17 protein-coding genes are annotated in these 16,160 nt (G+C 61.5%); 9 read left to right on the top strand and 8 right to left on the bottom strand.

The features are described 5' to 3' along the window. Positions 1–11 precede the first annotated feature (11 nt). From ACO07N_RS04775 to ACO07N_RS04760, 4 genes are all read right to left on the bottom strand, one after another. Complete coding sequence (locus tag ACO07N_RS04775) at positions 12–995, bottom strand: type I glyceraldehyde-3-phosphate dehydrogenase (RefSeq protein ID WP_421979927.1); 984 nt, start codon at positions 993–995, stop codon at positions 12–14. 128 nt (positions 996–1,123) lie between these two features. Continuing rightward, a complete protein-coding gene (locus ACO07N_RS04770; protein ID WP_421979926.1) occupies positions 1,124–1,969 on the bottom strand; it encodes a bifunctional allantoicase/(S)-ureidoglycine aminohydrolase in 846 nt (281 codons plus the stop codon). 150 nt (positions 1,970–2,119) lie between these two features. After that, positions 2,120–3,058 carry a LysR substrate-binding domain-containing protein gene (locus ACO07N_RS04765; protein ID WP_421979925.1) on the bottom strand — a complete coding sequence of 313 codons (939 nt, stop codon included), beginning with the start codon at positions 3,056–3,058 and terminating at the stop codon, positions 2,120–2,122. A gap of 229 nt (positions 3,059–3,287) precedes the next feature. After that, positions 3,288–4,091: a creatininase family protein gene (locus tag ACO07N_RS04760; protein WP_421979924.1), complete on the bottom strand. Its 804-nt coding sequence runs from the start codon at positions 4,089–4,091 to the stop codon at positions 3,288–3,290. Positions 4,092–4,260: 169 nt separating this feature from the next. Here ACO07N_RS04760 and ACO07N_RS04755 point away from each other — a divergent pair, with 169 nt between their 5' ends. The 3 genes from ACO07N_RS04755 to ACO07N_RS04745 all read left to right on the top strand — a co-directional run bounded on the left by ACO07N_RS04755 (position 4,261) and on the right by ACO07N_RS04745 (position 7,157). Beyond that, on the top strand, positions 4,261–5,211 hold the full coding sequence (locus ACO07N_RS04755; protein WP_421979923.1) for a putative metalloprotease CJM1_0395 family protein: 951 nt from the start codon (positions 4,261–4,263) through the stop codon (positions 5,209–5,211). Between the two features lie 110 nt (positions 5,212–5,321). Beyond that, complete coding sequence (locus ACO07N_RS04750; RefSeq protein ID WP_421979922.1) at positions 5,322–6,464, top strand: MFS transporter; 1,143 nt, start codon at positions 5,322–5,324, stop codon at positions 6,462–6,464. 153 nt (positions 6,465–6,617) lie between these two features. Then, the gene (locus tag ACO07N_RS04745) at positions 6,618–7,157 is read left to right on the top strand and encodes a MarR family winged helix-turn-helix transcriptional regulator (RefSeq protein ID WP_421979921.1); all 540 of its coding nucleotides are present in this window, start codon (positions 6,618–6,620) and stop codon (positions 7,155–7,157) included. 62 nt (positions 7,158–7,219) lie between these two features. Here ACO07N_RS04745 and chrA read toward each other — a convergent pair whose 3' ends face one another. Continuing rightward, positions 7,220–8,566, bottom strand: coding sequence for a chromate efflux transporter (gene chrA, locus ACO07N_RS04740; protein ID WP_421979920.1), 1,347 nt, complete (start codon positions 8,564–8,566; stop codon positions 7,220–7,222). Between the two features lie 146 nt (positions 8,567–8,712). Here chrA and ACO07N_RS04735 point away from each other — a divergent pair, with 146 nt between their 5' ends. After that, positions 8,713–8,961: a hypothetical protein gene (locus ACO07N_RS04735; protein ID WP_421979919.1), complete on the top strand. Its 249-nt coding sequence runs from the start codon at positions 8,713–8,715 to the stop codon at positions 8,959–8,961. 27 nt (positions 8,962–8,988) lie between these two features. On the opposite strand, the gene ACO07N_RS04730 is transcribed toward ACO07N_RS04735, so the two are convergent. Next, on the bottom strand, positions 8,989–9,864 hold the full coding sequence (locus tag ACO07N_RS04730) for a LysR family transcriptional regulator (RefSeq protein WP_421979918.1): 876 nt from the start codon (positions 9,862–9,864) through the stop codon (positions 8,989–8,991). 76 nt (positions 9,865–9,940) lie between these two features. On the opposite strand from ACO07N_RS04730, the gene ACO07N_RS04725 reads away from it, so the two are divergent. Both ACO07N_RS04725 and tmpT read left to right on the top strand, forming a co-directional pair. Next, the gene (locus ACO07N_RS04725; protein ID WP_421979917.1) at positions 9,941–10,711 is read left to right on the top strand and encodes a sulfite exporter TauE/SafE family protein; all 771 of its coding nucleotides are present in this window, start codon (positions 9,941–9,943) and stop codon (positions 10,709–10,711) included. Positions 10,712–10,749: 38 nt separating this feature from the next. Next, positions 10,750–11,394: a thiopurine S-methyltransferase gene (gene tmpT, locus ACO07N_RS04720; protein WP_421979916.1), complete on the top strand. Its 645-nt coding sequence runs from the start codon at positions 10,750–10,752 to the stop codon at positions 11,392–11,394. A 39-nt stretch (positions 11,395–11,433) separates the two neighbouring features. Here the strand turns inward: tmpT and ACO07N_RS04715 are convergent, their stop codons facing one another. Next, positions 11,434–12,411 (bottom strand): DUF808 domain-containing protein, encoded by a 978-nt coding sequence (locus tag ACO07N_RS04715; RefSeq protein ID WP_421979915.1) that lies wholly within the window; start codon positions 12,409–12,411, stop codon positions 11,434–11,436. 205 nt (positions 12,412–12,616) lie between these two features. Continuing rightward, positions 12,617–13,072 (bottom strand): methylated-DNA--[protein]-cysteine S-methyltransferase, encoded by a 456-nt coding sequence (locus ACO07N_RS04710; RefSeq protein WP_421979914.1) that lies wholly within the window; start codon positions 13,070–13,072, stop codon positions 12,617–12,619. A 624-nt stretch (positions 13,073–13,696) separates the two neighbouring features. Here ACO07N_RS04710 and ACO07N_RS04705 point away from each other — a divergent pair. The 3 genes from ACO07N_RS04705 (at position 13,697) to ACO07N_RS04695 (ending at position 16,151) form a co-directional block, all read left to right on the top strand. Further along, positions 13,697–14,341, top strand: coding sequence for a L,D-transpeptidase (locus tag ACO07N_RS04705; protein ID WP_421979913.1), 645 nt, complete (start codon positions 13,697–13,699; stop codon positions 14,339–14,341). A gap of 42 nt (positions 14,342–14,383) precedes the next feature. Next, positions 14,384–14,917 carry an OmpA family protein gene (locus tag ACO07N_RS04700; protein ID WP_421979912.1) on the top strand — a complete coding sequence of 178 codons (534 nt, stop codon included), beginning with the start codon at positions 14,384–14,386 and terminating at the stop codon, positions 14,915–14,917. 142 nt (positions 14,918–15,059) lie between these two features. After that, positions 15,060–16,151, top strand: coding sequence for a LacI family DNA-binding transcriptional regulator (locus ACO07N_RS04695; protein WP_421979911.1), 1,092 nt, complete (start codon positions 15,060–15,062; stop codon positions 16,149–16,151). Positions 16,152–16,160: the final 9 nt, after the last annotated feature.

Below are 16,160 nucleotides of genomic sequence, written 5' to 3'. Positions count from 1 at the left end.
GAAGCGGCGTCTTACCGCGCCGACATCAGCCGCGCCATGTCGATCATCCGGCGCGAAAAGCCCCATTCATTGTCGTACCATCCGAAAATGCGTGCCTGCCGGTCACTGGCCGACAGGGTTTCGGGCAGGGCAATGACGAGGGATTCCGGCCGTGTGCGCATGTCGGTGGAAACTACGCGGTCGCCTGTGAAACCGATCACCGGACTGCCGGCAAAGACCCGTTGCAGCATCTCGTTGACGGGTTCGCCGAGCGGCCGTTCCCAGGTCACGGTCAGGTCGACGGCCGACACGCTGATGGCCGGCACTCTCACCGCGGCGCCGGTGATGCGGCCGTTCATCCGCGGCACGACCTTGCCCACGAGTTTCGTTGCACTTGTCGTCGTCGGAACCATCGAGACCCCGCCGGCCCGGCTGCGTTCCAGCGGTCCGCGCGGCGCATCCACCATCGGCTGGCTGCCGGTGTAGCAGTGGATCGTGGTCATGTGCCCGGTGCCGATGCCGATGGCATCGTCCAGGCCGCGCAGCAGCGGTGCCAGCGCGTTGGTCGTGCAGGAACCGTTGGAGACGATCCGGTGCTTGCCGAGCTGCTCTTCGTTGGCACCCAGGACAAGCGTTTTTTCGGCCGCGCGCGAGGGACCGGAAATCAGGATGTTTTCCGCCCCGGCATCCAGGCCGCGCCGGGCGATCTCGCTGGTGTCGGCCTTGCCGGTGCATTCCATCACCACGTCGACGCCCGCCAGGTCGAGCGTGGAAAGATCCGCTTCGCGCGTGAACGGGATTTCCAGATCCCCGATTCTCAGGGACGCGTCGCCGGCGTCGACCGAGCCCGGATAGGGACCGAAAACGCTGTCGTATTTGAAAAGGTAGGCGCACGTCTCCAGCGGTGCAATGTCGTTGATGGCCGCGATGGTGACACCCTGGCCGTCAGGCAGGGTCAAGATCTGACGCAGGACAGTCCGGCCGATCCGGCCGAACCCGTTGATGACAATCCGCATGAGTACGACCTGTCTTTCGGTTCTCCATAGACGGAATACCATCGGAAATCCGGCATTCCGAAAGACTGCCTATCATGCTTTAAGCTACTGATCTCATTTATATTGTCCCTAGGGACAATTGCGCTTTCTCACCGGCCGGGATCAAAACGGCCGGCAGGACGGAGCGGCATGTGCCGGTTGACGTCCTTGTAGAGAAGATAGCGGAAGAGGCCTGGTCCGCCAGCATAGCAGGCCTGCGGGCAGAAGGCGCGCAACCACATGTAGTCGCCCGCTTCCACCTCGACCCAGTCCTGGTTGAGACGGTAAACCGCCTTGCCCTGAAGCACATAAAGGCCGTGCTCCATGACATGGGTTTCGGCAAACGGAATGACGGCTCCGGGCTCAAAGGTCACGATGTTGACATGCATGTCATGGCGAAGATCGGTCGGTTCCACAAAGCGGGTGGTTGCCCATTTTCCTTCTGTTCCGGGCATCGCCACGGGAGCGTTGTCGCTTTCATGCGTTACGAAAAACTCGGGTGCGCCGAGACCGTCGACGGCTTCATATGCCTTGCGGATCCAGTGAAAGCACACATTTGCGGAGCTGTTGTTCCGGAATGTCCAGTCCGTTGCCGGGGGCAGGAAAACGTAGCTTCCCTCGCGCAGCTCGAATGCCTGGCCGTTCACGGTCAGTGTGGCTTCGCCGTCGACAACAAACAGGACGCTTTCGGCGGCGTTGTCGGTTTCCGGTCTGACGGAGCCGCCGCCCGGGGCAACTTCCATGATGTATTGCGAGAAGGTTTCGGCGAAGCCGGACAGGGGCCTGGACAGTACCCAGAGCCGGGTGTCGTCCCAGAACGGCAGATAGCTGGTGACGATGTCGCGCATCGTTCCCTTTGGAATGACCGCATAGGCATCGGTGAAAACGGCACGGTCGGTCAGAAGGGTTTCCTGTCCGGGGTGACCGCCTTTCGGCGCAAAAAGAGTTTCTGACACGGCTTGATTGTCCCGTTGTTTGTTGCCCTCAGACTATGCCGCCCCGGCCCCGCAAGCGCCAGACGGCTTGCGCCATGAATAGCTGATGGAAATCCAAGAAAGTGATCCGGGTGCCGTGCACCCGTGGCGGCTGATCCGCGAAGCACGCTGTCAATTGCTTTTCTTGACCATGGCCGTGCGCATCCTGGACATCTCCGTGCTGAGGAAGTCGCAGAAATCCTTGGCGACGATGGAAATCGGCCTGTGTGTCGGGGTCAGGATCGACAGGCCGTTCTGAATGCGCGGGCGGAACGGCCGGAACACGATCATGGGCGGGCCCAAACCCAACCGTCCGTCTTCCTGGGCCTTGTAGGCGGTGAGCATGTCGCAAATGAGCGCGCAGAGACCCGTCTCCACGAACCGCAACCCGGGCAGGGCCGTCTGCAGTTCGAAGCGCTGGTTGAAGCGGACACCGGCGTCCCTGAACCTTGCAACCGTCTGTTTGTGGCTTCTGTGCTCGGAATGAAGGAGCGCAAGGGGATACCCGTCGAGTTCCTCCGGCGTGATCACTTCCTTCGCCGCAAGCGGGTCCGTCGCCGGAACAGCGCACATGCATTCAAGGTCGAAATCGATCTGGTCGAAGGAGTTCCGCGCCCGGGGCGTTTCGGAAAAGCCGATGTCGAATTGCTGCGCGGCGATGAGTTCCTCGATCTCGGAGGATGATCGGCTTGCCAAGGCAACTTTCACGCTGGGCTTGTCGGCAACGAATTTGGACAGGCTGTTGGGGAGGAAGTCTGCAACCGCTTCGGGTATGCCGGCGATCCGCAGCTGGCCATGCTCCTTGTTGGCGAGGCCGCGCAGTGTCCTCTTGGAGGTTTCGAGCCGTTTCAGGATGGCTTCGGCTTCCTCGAGGAAAAATTCCGCCTCGGGTGTCGGCACGAGGCGGCCCTGCTCGCGCATGAAAAGCTTGAGCTCAAGCTCGGTCTCCAGGCCTGCGATCGTCGAGCTGACAGCAGGCTGCGTCCGGCCAAGGGTGCGGGCCGCTTCCGAAATGGAACCACTCCGCATGACCTCTCGAAAGGTCGCCAATTGCCGGATTGACAGGTTCATTGATACTCGAAAAACGCCCCTATGGTGGTCATCTGAATAATGTGTCGCCCGAGGCGAGAAGGTCAACTGCCGCCGCCGGACACCTGCCAAATTGACATGTATAACCCCGTTTGTTCAGGGCGATTTTCCCGAGAAACTTTGTTCCACGGCGTTTCAACTTTTAAGTGTTTTCAGGTTGTTGTGGCTGTTCTGGTCTTGTCTTGCCGGATGCAGCAAGGCGGACGTAGCGTCAGTTTTCCCCGTCCCAGAGCCTTGCGAGATCGAAGGCATCGACGTCCTGCAGCAATTCGACGAAGCCCCTTGCCGCGTGATCAAGGGCCTGCCGTCCCTTTTCGGCTGACGCCGCACCTGCGTTGCCAAGCGCGCCAAGCGGATTGAGATCCTGGGCCTTCCAGCCGTATTGCGCCTTGCCGTGGCCGCGAAGATGTTTGAACTCGTTCAGATAGGACTGCTGCTGCGATGTGAAGTCCCGTGCCTTTTCCATGCGCACGAGGCCGGGATGCAAATGCAGCATCAAGGATGTTTCAATGTCGCCGCCATGAATTCCGTAGGTGAACTCCGCCTCCGGAAACAGGCCCTCCGGCTGGCCGAAGCGCAACCAGTTGGTCGCGGTGACGAACATGTCGTGCTTCACGCGCAGTTCTCGGGAAACGATATCCATGATCGGCACGTTGCCGCCATGCGAATTGATCAGGACCAGTTTGCGCACACCCGCCCGGGCAACGCTTTCGCCAATCTCCATCCAGCACCTGGTCACCGTTTCCCAGGAAAGGGTCAGCGTGCCCGGCGATGATATGTGCTCATCTGACTTGCCGATGGTCTGGACCGGAAGGAAGGTGGCCGGCAGATCGTCAGGAAGGAGTTCCAGGACGCGCCTGATTTGCCCTTCCGCGATTGCCGTGTCGGTGACAAGCGGCAAATGCGGGCCATGCTGCTCAATCGCCGCAATCGGCAGGACAGCGATCCAGGACCCGCGGGAGGGAGCGTTGAAATCCTCCGTTGTCATGTCGTGCCAGAAGCGCCGGGGCTGCATGTCGATGTCCTGCCTTGGGAATGTCAGAATGTCTCATTTGCACAGCGGGCCGCGCCAGGCAAGTGCGCGCCGGCAGGACAACAGTCCATTAAGTGTTCACGAACAAATGATCGATGCGGCTTAACACTCATTTAGAATTTGCTGACTCCTCTTTGAGACACTCACGCGCATGATCGGCGCCCTGTTGTCCAACACGCCGGCGAACCTTTTGAGAGGCAATGGTGTCGCAGGCGAACCTGAGCCTGGTCCGGGAACGGGTGGTTCCGGCCGGGAGCGGGAAAGTGCGCGCGACAGCCTGGCAAGTGCGCCCGCCCAGTCCGCGCGGCGCAGTTCCGGACCTGTCCTGTCCTCGCAGGCGGTTCTTGCACTGCAGAGCACGGAGCAGACCGGAGCCCAGAGCCGCGGACCGTCACCGCAGGACACGCAAAATGCCGGAGACGAAACTGACAGCGCGCCTGCTCAACAGACGGCGGCCGGCGGTGCCGGGGTTGCCGCCGCAGCACAAGGCGGCGCAAATCCTGCACAGGGCCAGGCCGGGGCCGGCGAGCAGGACGATCCGGACGGAGACGGGCTGAACGAGGCCGAAGAAAAGCAGGTTCAGGAGCTTGCCAAGCGGGACCGCGAGGTGCGGGCGCATGAGCAGGCGCATGCCCGTGTCGGCGGGCCCTATGCCGGCGCCCCCAGTTACACGTTCCAGCAGGGACCGGACGGCAAGCGCTACGCGATCGGCGGCGAGGTGCAGATCGATACCAGCAAGGAAAAGACACCCCAGGAGACGATCCGCAAAATGCAGATCGTGATCCGGGCGGCCCTTGCTCCCGCGGAACCGTCCTCACAGGATCTGAAGGTCGCGCAGCTGGCTCGGTCCCAATTATCGGAAGCCCAGGCGGAAGCCCGCCAGGCGAAGGCGGACGAACTTCAAGGCTCTGATGAAGGCGGGGAGACAGCCCCTGCAGGCGGGCCGGATGCAAAGCCCGGAGGTGAAGAGGGATCCTCCAGCGGATCCGGCGGCGATCCCTCCGGTGCGGACACGCGCGGCCAGGAAGCTGCCTCGGCCTATCAGTCCGCACTTCAAAGAGCGCGCGACGCCGACGCCCTGCTGGCGTCCCTCGTGGCCTGATCCGTCCTGCCGCCGTGATTTGCGTTGAAAGGTCTGCCGGGACAGGATAGAGCCGAAGGAAGGCATTTTCTTTTCGGGGGCATTTCAGGTCCCGGGTATCAGGTCACATCATGCAGGCGATCGCAGCACGCCGGGTTGTCTCGGCGGTGTTTTTCATGTGTGGGACTTTCATTGGTCTTTGGGCATCCCGTATCCCCGATGTCAAGGCGGCGACGGGCTTGAGCGAAGGCTGGTTCGGTGTCCTTTTGCTGGTTCTGGCGCTCGGGGCTTTTGCCGCTTTCCCGATCGCTGGTGCATTCATCGACAAAAAGGGTCCGGCGACGGTCACAAAGGCGTCGGCTGTCGCAACGGTCGTCACGTTCACGCTTGTCGGGGTGTCACCCTCCGTCGCGTTGCTGGCAGTTGCACTCTTTCTTGCCGGTTTCGCCTTCGGCTCGCTGGATGTGTCCATGAACGGGTGGGGTGCGGAAGTCGAGACGGTGCTCGGGCGGCCCGTGATGTCGTCGTTTCACGGCCTGTTCAGTCTCGGGGCTGGTGCCGCCGCGGCGGCAGGCGGACTTGCCATAAAGCTGGAGCTGAGCGTTGCCCTGCATTTCTGTCTCTGGGCGGTGCTTTCACTTCCCGTCCTTTTCTGGAGCCTGCGTCAGGCCTGGCCGCCGCAAACCGGCCCGGACGAAGAGCGGGGCAAGGCGCCGCTGTTTGCAATCCCAAGGGGCGCGCTGCTTCTTGCCGGGCTGATCGCGCTGATCGCCGCGCTGGGCGAGGCGGCCGTGACCGACTGGGCAGCGCTCTACCAGATTACCGATCTCGGATACTCCGAGGCGATTGCGCCGACGGCTTTCACCGTTTTCTCGATCGCGATGGTGATCATGCGGCTTGCCGGAGACCGCGTCATCGCCCGATACGGGCCCGTGCCGGTGGCGCGTGTCAGCGGATTTGTTGCCTTTGTCGGCGGTCTCCTGCTGGTGTCGGGATGGAACATCGGTGTCGTCTGGGCCGGATGTTTCATCATGGGCATCGGTTATGCGGTGCTGTTTCCGCTCGCCATGTCGCGCGCCGCCGCGGACCGGCATGTCTCGAAAGGGCAGGCACTGGCCTCCGTTGCAACGCTCGGATACGGCGCGTTTCTGTTCGGTCCTCCGATCCTCGGGTTCATCGGACAGGTGTTTACGCTGGGAGCCTCTTTCGCCGTTGTCGCGTTTCTGACGCTCGTGATCCCTTTCCTTGCGGGTTCGCTGAAGGTGGATCCCTGATTTGCTTAGCCGGCGATGGATCGTCCGATGACGTGGCTTTGCAAAAAATTCACGCATCTTGATAATGTCATTTGACGGTTAAATTCTCCGGCTAGGTTTCCGCCACGTTGCAAAGCCGATTGATTCGGGCTGATCTTGGAATGGGGACAGGCAATGGCCTTTAACTACAAAAAGAGCATCACGTTCCGGCTGGTCCAGGCGGCGAAAGCCCAGAGAGCCAGATCCGGAGCACATCTCATGCGGATCGGACTGCATCCGGGGCAGGAACTCGTGCTGAAAGTCCTGGCCGACTCCGACGGCCGCACCATGAGCCAGCTGGCACTAGCGCTGGGCGTCCAGCCGCCAACCGTAACGAAGATGGTGACCCGCCTGTCCGCGCAAGGCTATGTGCGCCGGCAGGTGTCCGATACCGACGGCCGCCTTGCGCGCGTCTTTCTGACCGACGAGGGCCGCGAACTGGTTACCTCGGTCGACAAGGCCTGGAAGCGCCTGGAGCGCGAGGCGATGTCGGGTCTGGATGACAAGGACCGGAAGAAGCTGCGGAAATTGCTTCGACAGGTGGAGAAGAACCTGTCGCTCGCCGTTGACGACGATCCGGAGCATGAGAACGACTTTGACACCGATGGCGACGACACCCCGGATGCCGACAAGAAGACGGGTTCAGGCAAGAACAAGGAACTGACCGCCGCCTGAGTTAAGGAACCCGGCCTCAGTCTCCAGGCCAGCGGTGCCAGCCAGGTACTCCGAACGTATCCTCAGAGCAAAACCATTTTTGCCAGCAGCCCCAGCAAGGCGGTCACGGCCAGAACCGTGGCAATACCCCGCTTCAGAACAAAGACGAGACACGCGGCCACCAGAGCAATTGCCGCCAGCACCGGATCGAGAGACCCGGGCACGGGCCAGGTGATCTCGAAGGGGCCAAAAATCCGGGTCCCGGTTTCGGCAAACAGGACGTTCAGGGCGAACCAGACTGCAAGGTTGAGGATCGTACCCGCAACGGCTGCCGTGATAGCCGACAAGGCTCGCGCAAGCTTCCTGTTGCCGCGCAACCTTTCCATCCAGGGCGCCCCGGCGAAGACGAACAGAAAACTCGGCACGAACGTGACCCAGGTCGTCATCGCCGCGGCCAGCAAGGCACCTGCGAGCGGTGAAAACGGAGCAGGGTCGCGCCAGCCGCCGAGGAAGCCGACAAATTGCGTGACCAGAATGAGCGGACCGGGTGTCGTTTCAGCCAGGCCGAGCCCGTCGAGCATTTCGCCTGCCGTGATCCAGGACTTCGTTTCCACGGCGACCTGCGCCATGTAGCTCAACAGCGCGTAGGCACCTCCGAAACTTACCACCGCGAGAAGCGAGAAGAACTCGGCTATCTCCACGAAAACGTTTCCGGGGGAAAGGAACAGCATCGCGGCAAACGGCGGGGCGACCCAGAGCAGGACGCCGATCAGAACCGTCCTCACCGTCCTGGCGAATGTTGTCGGAGCCCCGCCCGGATCGCCCGCAGGCAGCGGCCCGGAGCCGTGGCCTGCCAGCAGGCCGATGACCGCGGCGCCGAGGATCACGATCGGGAAGGGAATGGAGGCGAAGAAGAGCGCGCAGAAGGACGCGGCGCAGAGGAACCAAGCCAGGCGCGTCTTCAACGCCTTGCTGCCGATTTTCATCAGAGCCTGAAGCACGATGGCGAGCACGCCCGCCTTGACCCCGTAAAAGAGCGCCGAAACAAACGAGGTCTCGCCGTATGCGGCGTAGATGTAGCTGACGACCGCCATGGCAATGGCACCGGGAAGAATGAACAGCAATCCCGAGACCAGCCCGCCAAGAGTGCGTCCGCTCAGCCAGCCGCAATAGGTCGCGAGCTGCTGGGCTTCCGGTCCGGGCAACAGCATGCAGTAGTTGAGCGCGTGCAGAAAGCGCTCCTCGGACAGCCACTTGCGGTTCTCGACGAATTCCTGGTGCATGACGGAGATCTGCGCCGCAGGGCCGCCGAACGAGAGCAGGCCGACCTTGAGCGACACCGAACTGATTTCCGAAAGCGTCGGACCTGAAGACGCATTCGCGGCGTTGACATCGCCGGAGGAAGGTTCGGGGGAGGGGTCTGGGCGCATACTGCAGTCGTCTTGGTGAAGGCTTCCCGTTCCTAAGATGTCTTTGTGACAGCCGCAAGTACACGCGTGTTCACCGGAAGATTACAAATCGCTCATTTGCAATGGTCCGGCCTTCAACCCATGTCATTGGACATGCAGAGATGGTCTTGAAGGAGATCGGAGTGACCATGACCTACCAGACGATCAACGAGGAAAGGGGGGCCCGGAAGGCGGCGGAGTTGCGCCGCCGGTTTCAAAAGGCCTCGGGGAATCCGGGCCGGGCGTCCGGATTCGGACCAGCGAAATTTGATGCTCTGAGGACCGGCTTCGGGTCGCGCAAGGAGTATTTCAACGCATTCCTGATCTGGGTCACGATGGCTGCCGTGATCGTCTTCTTCGGGTTCATGCTGTTCTGAACCGCATAGAACGGCGGCAATGTGCTGTCAGGCAGCATTGCCGTTTTCAAAGAGCCCCTGCCTGAGCGCAGTGACGATCGCACCGGTGATCTCGGCGGGAGCATCCGGCGAGACCACAATCGACTGGGTCATTGCCGGCAGTTTCGGGAGGCCCCGTTCTGGCCGTGCGATGCGCATGCCCGATTGAACGGCGCGCGCGGGCAGCACACCGATCGCAAGGCCCGCCCGGATGGCGCAGCGCAGGTTCGAAAAGCTCTCGCTCCTGAACTTGACGTTGAAGGCGCGCTCCTGTTTCGACAGGAGAACGACCGGCAGCCTGCTCCACCAGCATCCCCTGTCGAGAACCGCAAGCGGCACCGGCTCGCCCGGATCGTGGTCGAAGGTGTCGCTTTCCACCCAGTGATTTGCCTCGATCTCAAGTAGGTCGTGCGCACCCGGTTCGGGTGTGGCAACGACGGCGATATCAAGCCGCCCGTCCTCAATCGCGGCCGGGAAACCGGCGGAACAGCCGGATTTCACGAATATGTCCAAAAGCGGGTAGGACTTGCCGAAATCCGAAAGGACGGTTTCAAAAATCATGTCATCGTAGTGGTCGGGGATGCCGACGCGAACCTTGCCGTGCAACGGATGCTCGAACAGCGACTGGGCCCGGTAGAGATCCGCCAGGATGCCTTGCGCGATCGGCAGGAGTTTCTCGCCATCGGGCGTCAGTTTCATGCCCTTGGGATGACGCTCGAACAGCTTCGCATTGATGCCGGATTCAAGTTTCCTGAGCTGGACGCTCAATGCGGATTGCGTCCGGTTCAATCGTTCGGAGGCCAGGGTCAGATGGCCCTGTTCGGCGATCGTCACGAAGGCGCGCAGCAGGTCGCTGTTCAGGGAGATCTGTTCGATTTTTTTCATGATGAGCTTCAAATCAATTCATTTTATTAATGAAAATACCTCGCCTAGCTTTGCCGTCAACTGATGGGGCCGGGACATGGATTTCACGAATCTTGCAATATTGCTGGGCGTCGGACTGGTCGGCGGGGCGTGGAACGCGATCGCGGGCGGTGCCACCTTGTTCACGTTTCCGGCGCTGATGGCCGCCGGGCTGCCGCCGGTGGTTGCCAATGCCACGAACTTTCTCGGCCTGCTGCCGTCCAATGCAGCCGCGCTGATGGCCTACCGGGAGGAGCTGCGCAATGGCGGCGTTTTGCTCGTCAAACTGAGCGTGGTCTCCGGCGCGGGCGCTGCTGTCGGCTCGGTCCTGCTGCTTGTCTCCGACCCGCAGACCTTTCTGTTTCTCGTCCCGTTCCTGCTTCTGGCGGCGACCTTGCTGTTTGCCTTCGGAGAGCCGATGCGCCGGGCATTCGTCAGATTTGCGGGGGCTTCGCAAACCTCCCTTGCCGTTTATGGCGTGCTGTTTCTGGTTTCCATCTATGGCGGCTATTTCGGAGCAGGCCTCGGGATCATCCTGCTCGCCATCGCACAGATCATCGGCCATTCCGACTTTCATGCTGCGAACAGCATGAAAAACCTGCTCGCAACGAACTTCACGATCATCAGCATCGTGATATTCGGGATCGGCGGGCTGATCGACTGGAGCGCGGCAGTCACGATGATGGCCGGCAGCACCGCCGGCGGCTATGCCGGAGGACACTGGGCGCGATCCGTGAACCAGCGGCTGCTACGCACTCTGGTGGTCGGTTTCGGCGGACTGCTGTCGCTTGTCTATTTCTGGCGTATCTTCGGCCCTCATGTATTTTGACAGGCTTCCGCTGCAAGGCGAACCGAACGGATGGACAGATGGAACCGACTTTCTGGGAAAACCGCTGGCGCGAGGGCAAGACCGCGTTTCATGAAGGTGCTGTCAATTTTCATCTGGAGCGGCATTTTCCGGTCCTGAAACTCGGGCGGGGCGCGCATGTGTTCGTGCCGCTCTGCGGCAAGAGTGTGGACATCGACTGGCTGCTTGCGCAGGGCTGCCGTGTCAGCGGCAGTGAGCTGAGCGCGGAGGCAGTTGAAGCCGTTTTCGCACGGCTGGATGTCACGCCCGAGATCCGGGATGTGCGGGGCCTTCGGTGCTATTCCAGCCACGGGCTCGACCTGTGGCAGGGCGATTTCTTCGCGCTCCGGAGCGCGGATCTCGGTCCCGCCGACGCCGTCTACGATCGCGCGGCTCTAGTTGCGATGCCGCCCCGCATGCGCGGCGGTTATGCCGACCACTTGCGCCGGCTCTGCAATGGCCTGCCGCAGTTGCTTGTCACCTATGATTATGACCAGGCGCTCATGGAAGGGCCTCCGTTCGCCGTTCCGGAAGCGGATATTCGTGCGCTCTACCAAGACCCATACGAGATAACTCCGCTCTCGAGCGTCGACATATACGGACCGCTGGCGGACCGGTGTTCCGGAAAGGAACAATCGTGGTTTCTGCGGCCTGCCATCACCTGACTGCCAGGTATGAACTGCTTTCGCGGCTCGGTGCCTAAATCAGTGTTCGCCTGCTTCCTCCGGCTTTTTCCGGAACATGTTCCAAACCGGCAGAATGATCTTCGCCACGATCGGGATCAGGATCAGTCCGAGGATCAGGCCCAGGACACCGTCGAGGGAGGCCGTCATCGCCCAGGCGACGAAGCCTTCGAACTGGCCGACCGAATGGGCAACGGAATGGGCGATGTCATGGATCGTGTTGTAGATGCCCTTGACGCCGAGTTCCTTCAGGCCGTGGATCACGATGGAGCCACCGACCCAGAGCATGGCCGCGGTGCCGACCACCATCAGGACCTTCAGGAACCCGGGCATTGCCTTGACGATGCCGCGGCCCATCGCGCGGATGACGGACAAGCGTCCCTTGTTCGACATCATAAGGCCGACATCATCCGCCTTGACGATCAGCGCGACGGAACCGTAGACCATCACCGTGATGCCGATGGCGACGACCGCGAGCGTCGCGGCCTCCATCCAGATATTGCTTTCCGGGATTTCCGACAGGGCGATCGTCATGATTTCGGCCGAGAGTATGAAATCGGTCTTGATCGCGCCGGAAACCTTCTGCTCTTCCAGATGCACCGCGTCCACCGCCTCCTCCAGAGGCAGATCCGCGGGGCTCTCCTTGTGGGCGAACAGGTGATGGATCTTTTCCGCTCCCTCGAAGCACAGATAGGCGCCGCCGAGCATGAGCAGCGGCGTGATCGTCCATGGCGCGAACTCGTTCAGCGCCAGGCCGACCGGCAACAGGAAGAGCAGCTTGTTCTTGAGCGATCCCTTGGCAATGCGCCAGACGATCGGCAGTTCGCGGGCGGGTTTGAAGCCGGTCACGTATTTCGGCGTGACAGCCGCGTCGTCTATGACCGCGCCCGCGGCCTTGGAGCCTGCCTTGGCGGCCTGGCCGATAACGTCATCGAGCGAGGCGGCGGCAACTTTCGCAATCGCCGCGACATCATCGAGTAAGGCAAGTAGTCCGCTCATGGCTGCTCCCGGGCCGGTAAGATTTGCGCGACGCGACGACAGTCTGGCTGCGCGGTGGCAAAAATGCGTTTCAGGGCGGCTGCTTTCCGCCTGAAATTCAATCGCCGTATAGTCTCAGGCATTGGGACTATTCTCAACACGGTCCCGAAAAACGTCCACAAGGTGCGCATTGACGCTCGAGCCGGGCAAGGAGAAACGCGCGCGGTCAGACAAGGAATGGATACCCGCCCTCGAGCTTCAGCAATGCGATCTTGGTATCGAGCCCGCCTGCGCCCGAAAATCCGCCGAGGCCGTTGGCGGACAGGATGCGGTGGCAGGGGATGATGATCGGGATCGGGTTGGCTCCGCAGGCCTGGCCGACCGGCTGGCCGTAGGTGCCGAGTTCCTTCGCGACATCGCCGTAAGTGCGGGTCCGGCCGTAGGGGATGGCCAGCATTGCCTGGAAAACAGACTGGTGCAGGTCGCCGCCTTTCGGCGCGAGCGGCAGGTCGAATGTCTCGAGTTTGCCGTCGAGATAGGCGCTCACCTGTGCAGCGGCCTCCCGAAGCAGGGGTGTTTCATCCCGGCCCGCAGGGCCGTTCCAGTGAACTTCGGTAATGGCCGCTTCGGCTTCGCAGATGGACAATCGTCCAAGCCAGGTGTCAATTTCCGTTACCGGCATCGCGTTTTCCGCTTTCCGTCACATACATGCATTCCCAGGGTCAGGACCTTAGGGTACGGACTCATAAATGAAGTCAATTTGGTTTGGATCGTTTTGACCGACTGCGAGGAGCGAAAGCGCAGGAAATGTGGTTCATTTTCAAGTCTTTCGCGACGATGCAGATGGCCAAAACGACCAAATCCGAAGGACGGCAAAATGGCTTTGCCTCGCGGCGTCACCGCGCTTGACCGGGCATAAAGCCCGCTCTGCACACGCTTCCTCGCGAGATTTCGCCATTTCAGCCGCCAAATCGGCTTCATTTATGGGTCCGTACCCTAGCCGTACGTTCTCACAAAACCGGTGTGAAAAGCGACAGGCATCGGGACGATTTCCCGCATTCCCGGTTTGTAAGACACAGATTGGACACGGCAGCGGTTCCTGCGCGGTTCGTCCAAACGAAGATCGTCTGGATGGTGGGCGTCGGGTCAGGGCTCTGGATTTGTTGCCGATGCGGGTGCTTCGCCGCCCGTGTGTTAGGTGGAAAAAGTGCTAGGCGGTTGACGGGTCGCGTGAGTTTCCCTCTTAATGGCCCCTGGCGTGGACCCCGGGTGACAACTGGTCACCAACCTGTCTAGGAGGAATGGGATGGCAATGGATCGCCGAACTTTTCTGGGAGGAGCCGCAGCTGTCGCGGGCACCTTCGCAATGCCGCAGCTGGCGCAGGCCAATGCTGCAGCCAATGCTTATTTCAACGGGTACGAGCAGGACAACGGCTTTCAGTACCGTCGAACGAACCTGAACCGCATCGACCCCGTCTGGCGCCGCCAGATGGTCAAGTATTTCAGCGACGAACCTCCGGGAACGGTCGTGGTCGATACCCAGAACCACTTTCTCTACTGGGTCTGGGAGAACAACACGGCGCTGAGATACGGCGTTGGAGTGGGACGGGAAGGCTTCAAATGGTACGGCCGCGCGCGGATCGACCGCAAGGCGCTCTGGCCGCGCTGGGTGCCGCCACCCGAAATGCTCAAGCGTCAGCCGGATCTGCCGCGCAGGGTGGAGGGCGGTGCGCCGAACAACCCGCTCGGGCCGCGGGCGCTTTATCTCTACAACAACGGCAGCGACACCGGATACCGGCTGCACGGGACACTGGAACCCTGGAGTATCGGTCATGATGTCTCCAGCGGTTGCATCCGCATGCTGCCGGAGGACATCATCGATCTTTACCAGAGATGCCCGAAAGGAACCGGCGTTCTGGTTCTGGAACATCTTGGCGCAAGTGCCGGCTGAGGCCGGCACGCTTGGGGAATAGCTTAGTCTTGGGGGGCGTTCTTGTTTAATCGGATTGGCCATTGGGGCCGGAATTTCATGATCATCGCCTTCTGCGGAGCCGGGCTTGCCGCCTGTAACTCCGCAGGGGGAATTTCGTCGCCGAATGTCACCAATGCGCCGGCCGCCGGGTTCGGCCAGATTTCGAACGGTTCCGAAGAAGAATTCATCATCAATGTCGGTCGCCGGGTGTATTTCGACCGGGGCTCCGCGGTGGTGACCGAAGAAGCCAAGATGACGATCAAGAACCAGGCCGACTGGTTGAAACAGAACAAGAAGTGGCTCGTCAAGGTGCAGGGGCATGCTGATGATCCGGGCAGCGAAGCGGCCCAGAAAACACTGTCCAGCCAGAGAGCCGATGCCGTCATGGCGGAACTGGTCAGCCTCGGCGTGAGCCCGAAACGCGTGTGGTCCAAGGGCTATGGTGTCGAGCGGCCCGTGACGGATTGCTCGTCGATCGAGTGTCAGTCCCAAAACAGGCGCGTTGTCGTGAACCTCAGGGAAGAGTACGACGAATCCGCCCCGCAGGCGCGCTAGCGCTGAAGTCCGTTCCGGGTTTGCCGAAATCGGTACGCATTTCGGCGTCCGGTCACTCGTCGCCATCATTTTTCTGTTTACCGCAGCGGCCGGGAGCATTATCGCTCGATAACGCCGCCGCTGCGGGAATAGAGACCACTGAATGTCCGAAGACAAAGACTCCACGCCCTCCTCCGGGGATTTACCGCCCAAACCAGGCAAGCGACTTACACTCGGTCATATCGCCGATCAGCTCGGCATTTCGACCGCGACGGTGTCGCTCGCCCTGCGGGACAGTCCGCTCGTGGCCGAAGAAACCCGCGAGAAGGTCAAGCAGACCGCGGAAGAGATCGGCTATATCTACAACCGGTCCGCGGCCTCTCTGCGCACCTCGCGCAGCCAGATCGTCGGTGTTGCGGTTCATGACATCCTGAACCCTTATTTCGCAGAGGTTTTTTCCGCTCTTGAGGATGTGCTGGAAGAGCAGGGACAGATGATCTTCATCTGCAATCACCGCGATGACGCGAAACGCCAGCGCGGTTTCGTCAACACGCTGCTGCAGCACCGGGCGGACGGGCTGATCCTGTGTCCGTCGGTCGGGACGACGGCGGAAGAAATCAACAGGCTCGTCGATCAGGGCATTCCGGTCACGCTGGTTGCGCGCGAAGTGCCCGGCGTCTGGGCGCCATGCGTGCGCGGTGACGATGTTGCCGGCACTTACCAGATCACGAAGCATCTGCTGGCGCAGGGACACAGCAAGATCGGCATGGTCGGCGGACGCAGGGAGAGTTCCACCGGCAAGCTCCGTCACGAGGGCTGGAAAAAGGCCCTGGAGGAGGCAGGGATCGACCCGGCCGGCCAGGTCGACCTGCCGGAGCTGATGACGCAGGCGGACGGTCGGGCCGCCGTGCCGGACATTCTGGAAGCGGAGGAAAGGCCGACAGCCATTGTCGGCTTCAATGACCTTGTCGCCTTCGGCATGATGACAACGCTCCGGCGCGCCGGCATCGAACCGGGACCCGATATGGCCATTACCGGCTACGACGATATCGACGGTGCCGACGCACGAACGCCTGCGCTCACGACCGTTGCAAACCAGCCGGAGAAGATCGGCCGCCTCGCCGCGCTGACCCTCTTGCGCCAGATCGCCGGCGACCGGGTTCCCAACAAGCCGATCGTGATAGAGCCGGAGCTCCGCATTCGCGAGAGTTCGCCCCCGCCCGGGGTGCGCCTGGCACAGCGGCTCGCCGACTAGGTCAAGCCT

The organism is Roseibium sp. (assembly GCF_965229775.1).
GTDB lineage: Bacteria > Pseudomonadota > Alphaproteobacteria > Rhizobiales > Stappiaceae > Roseibium.
This window is presented reverse-complemented; position numbering and strand designations above follow the sequence as displayed.

Excerpts from the sequence above, each read along its gene's own strand:
- ACO07N_RS04695 (WP_421979911.1), top strand. The coding sequence starts at position 15,060 with ATGTCCGAAGACAAAGACTCCACGCCCTCCTCCGGGGATTTACCGCCC.
- ACO07N_RS04755 (WP_421979923.1), top strand. The coding sequence starts at position 4,261 with ATGATCGGCGCCCTGTTGTCCAACACGCCGGCGAACCTTTTGAGAGGC.
- ACO07N_RS04745 (WP_421979921.1), top strand. The coding sequence starts at position 6,618 with ATGGCCTTTAACTACAAAAAGAGCATCACGTTCCGGCTGGTCCAGGCG.
- chrA (WP_421979920.1), bottom strand. The coding sequence starts at position 8,566 with ATGCGCCCAGACCCCTCCCCCGAACCTTCCTCCGGCGATGTCAACGCC.
- ACO07N_RS04710 (WP_421979914.1), bottom strand. The coding sequence starts at position 13,072 with ATGCCGGTAACGGAAATTGACACCTGGCTTGGACGATTGTCCATCTGC.
- ACO07N_RS04730 (WP_421979918.1), bottom strand. The coding sequence starts at position 9,864 with ATGAAAAAAATCGAACAGATCTCCCTGAACAGCGACCTGCTGCGCGCC.
- ACO07N_RS04760 (WP_421979924.1), bottom strand. The coding sequence starts at position 4,091 with ATGCAGCCCCGGCGCTTCTGGCACGACATGACAACGGAGGATTTCAAC.
- ACO07N_RS04705 (WP_421979913.1), top strand. The coding sequence starts at position 13,697 with ATGGCAATGGATCGCCGAACTTTTCTGGGAGGAGCCGCAGCTGTCGCG.
- tmpT (WP_421979916.1), top strand. The coding sequence starts at position 10,750 with ATGGAACCGACTTTCTGGGAAAACCGCTGGCGCGAGGGCAAGACCGCG.
- ACO07N_RS04725 (WP_421979917.1), top strand. The coding sequence starts at position 9,941 with ATGGATTTCACGAATCTTGCAATATTGCTGGGCGTCGGACTGGTCGGC.
- ACO07N_RS04775 (WP_421979927.1), bottom strand. The coding sequence starts at position 995 with ATGCGGATTGTCATCAACGGGTTCGGCCGGATCGGCCGGACTGTCCTG.
- ACO07N_RS04765 (WP_421979925.1), bottom strand. The coding sequence starts at position 3,058 with ATGAACCTGTCAATCCGGCAATTGGCGACCTTTCGAGAGGTCATGCGG.
- ACO07N_RS04715 (WP_421979915.1), bottom strand. The coding sequence starts at position 12,411 with ATGAGCGGACTACTTGCCTTACTCGATGATGTCGCGGCGATTGCGAAA.
- ACO07N_RS04750 (WP_421979922.1), top strand. The coding sequence starts at position 5,322 with ATGCAGGCGATCGCAGCACGCCGGGTTGTCTCGGCGGTGTTTTTCATG.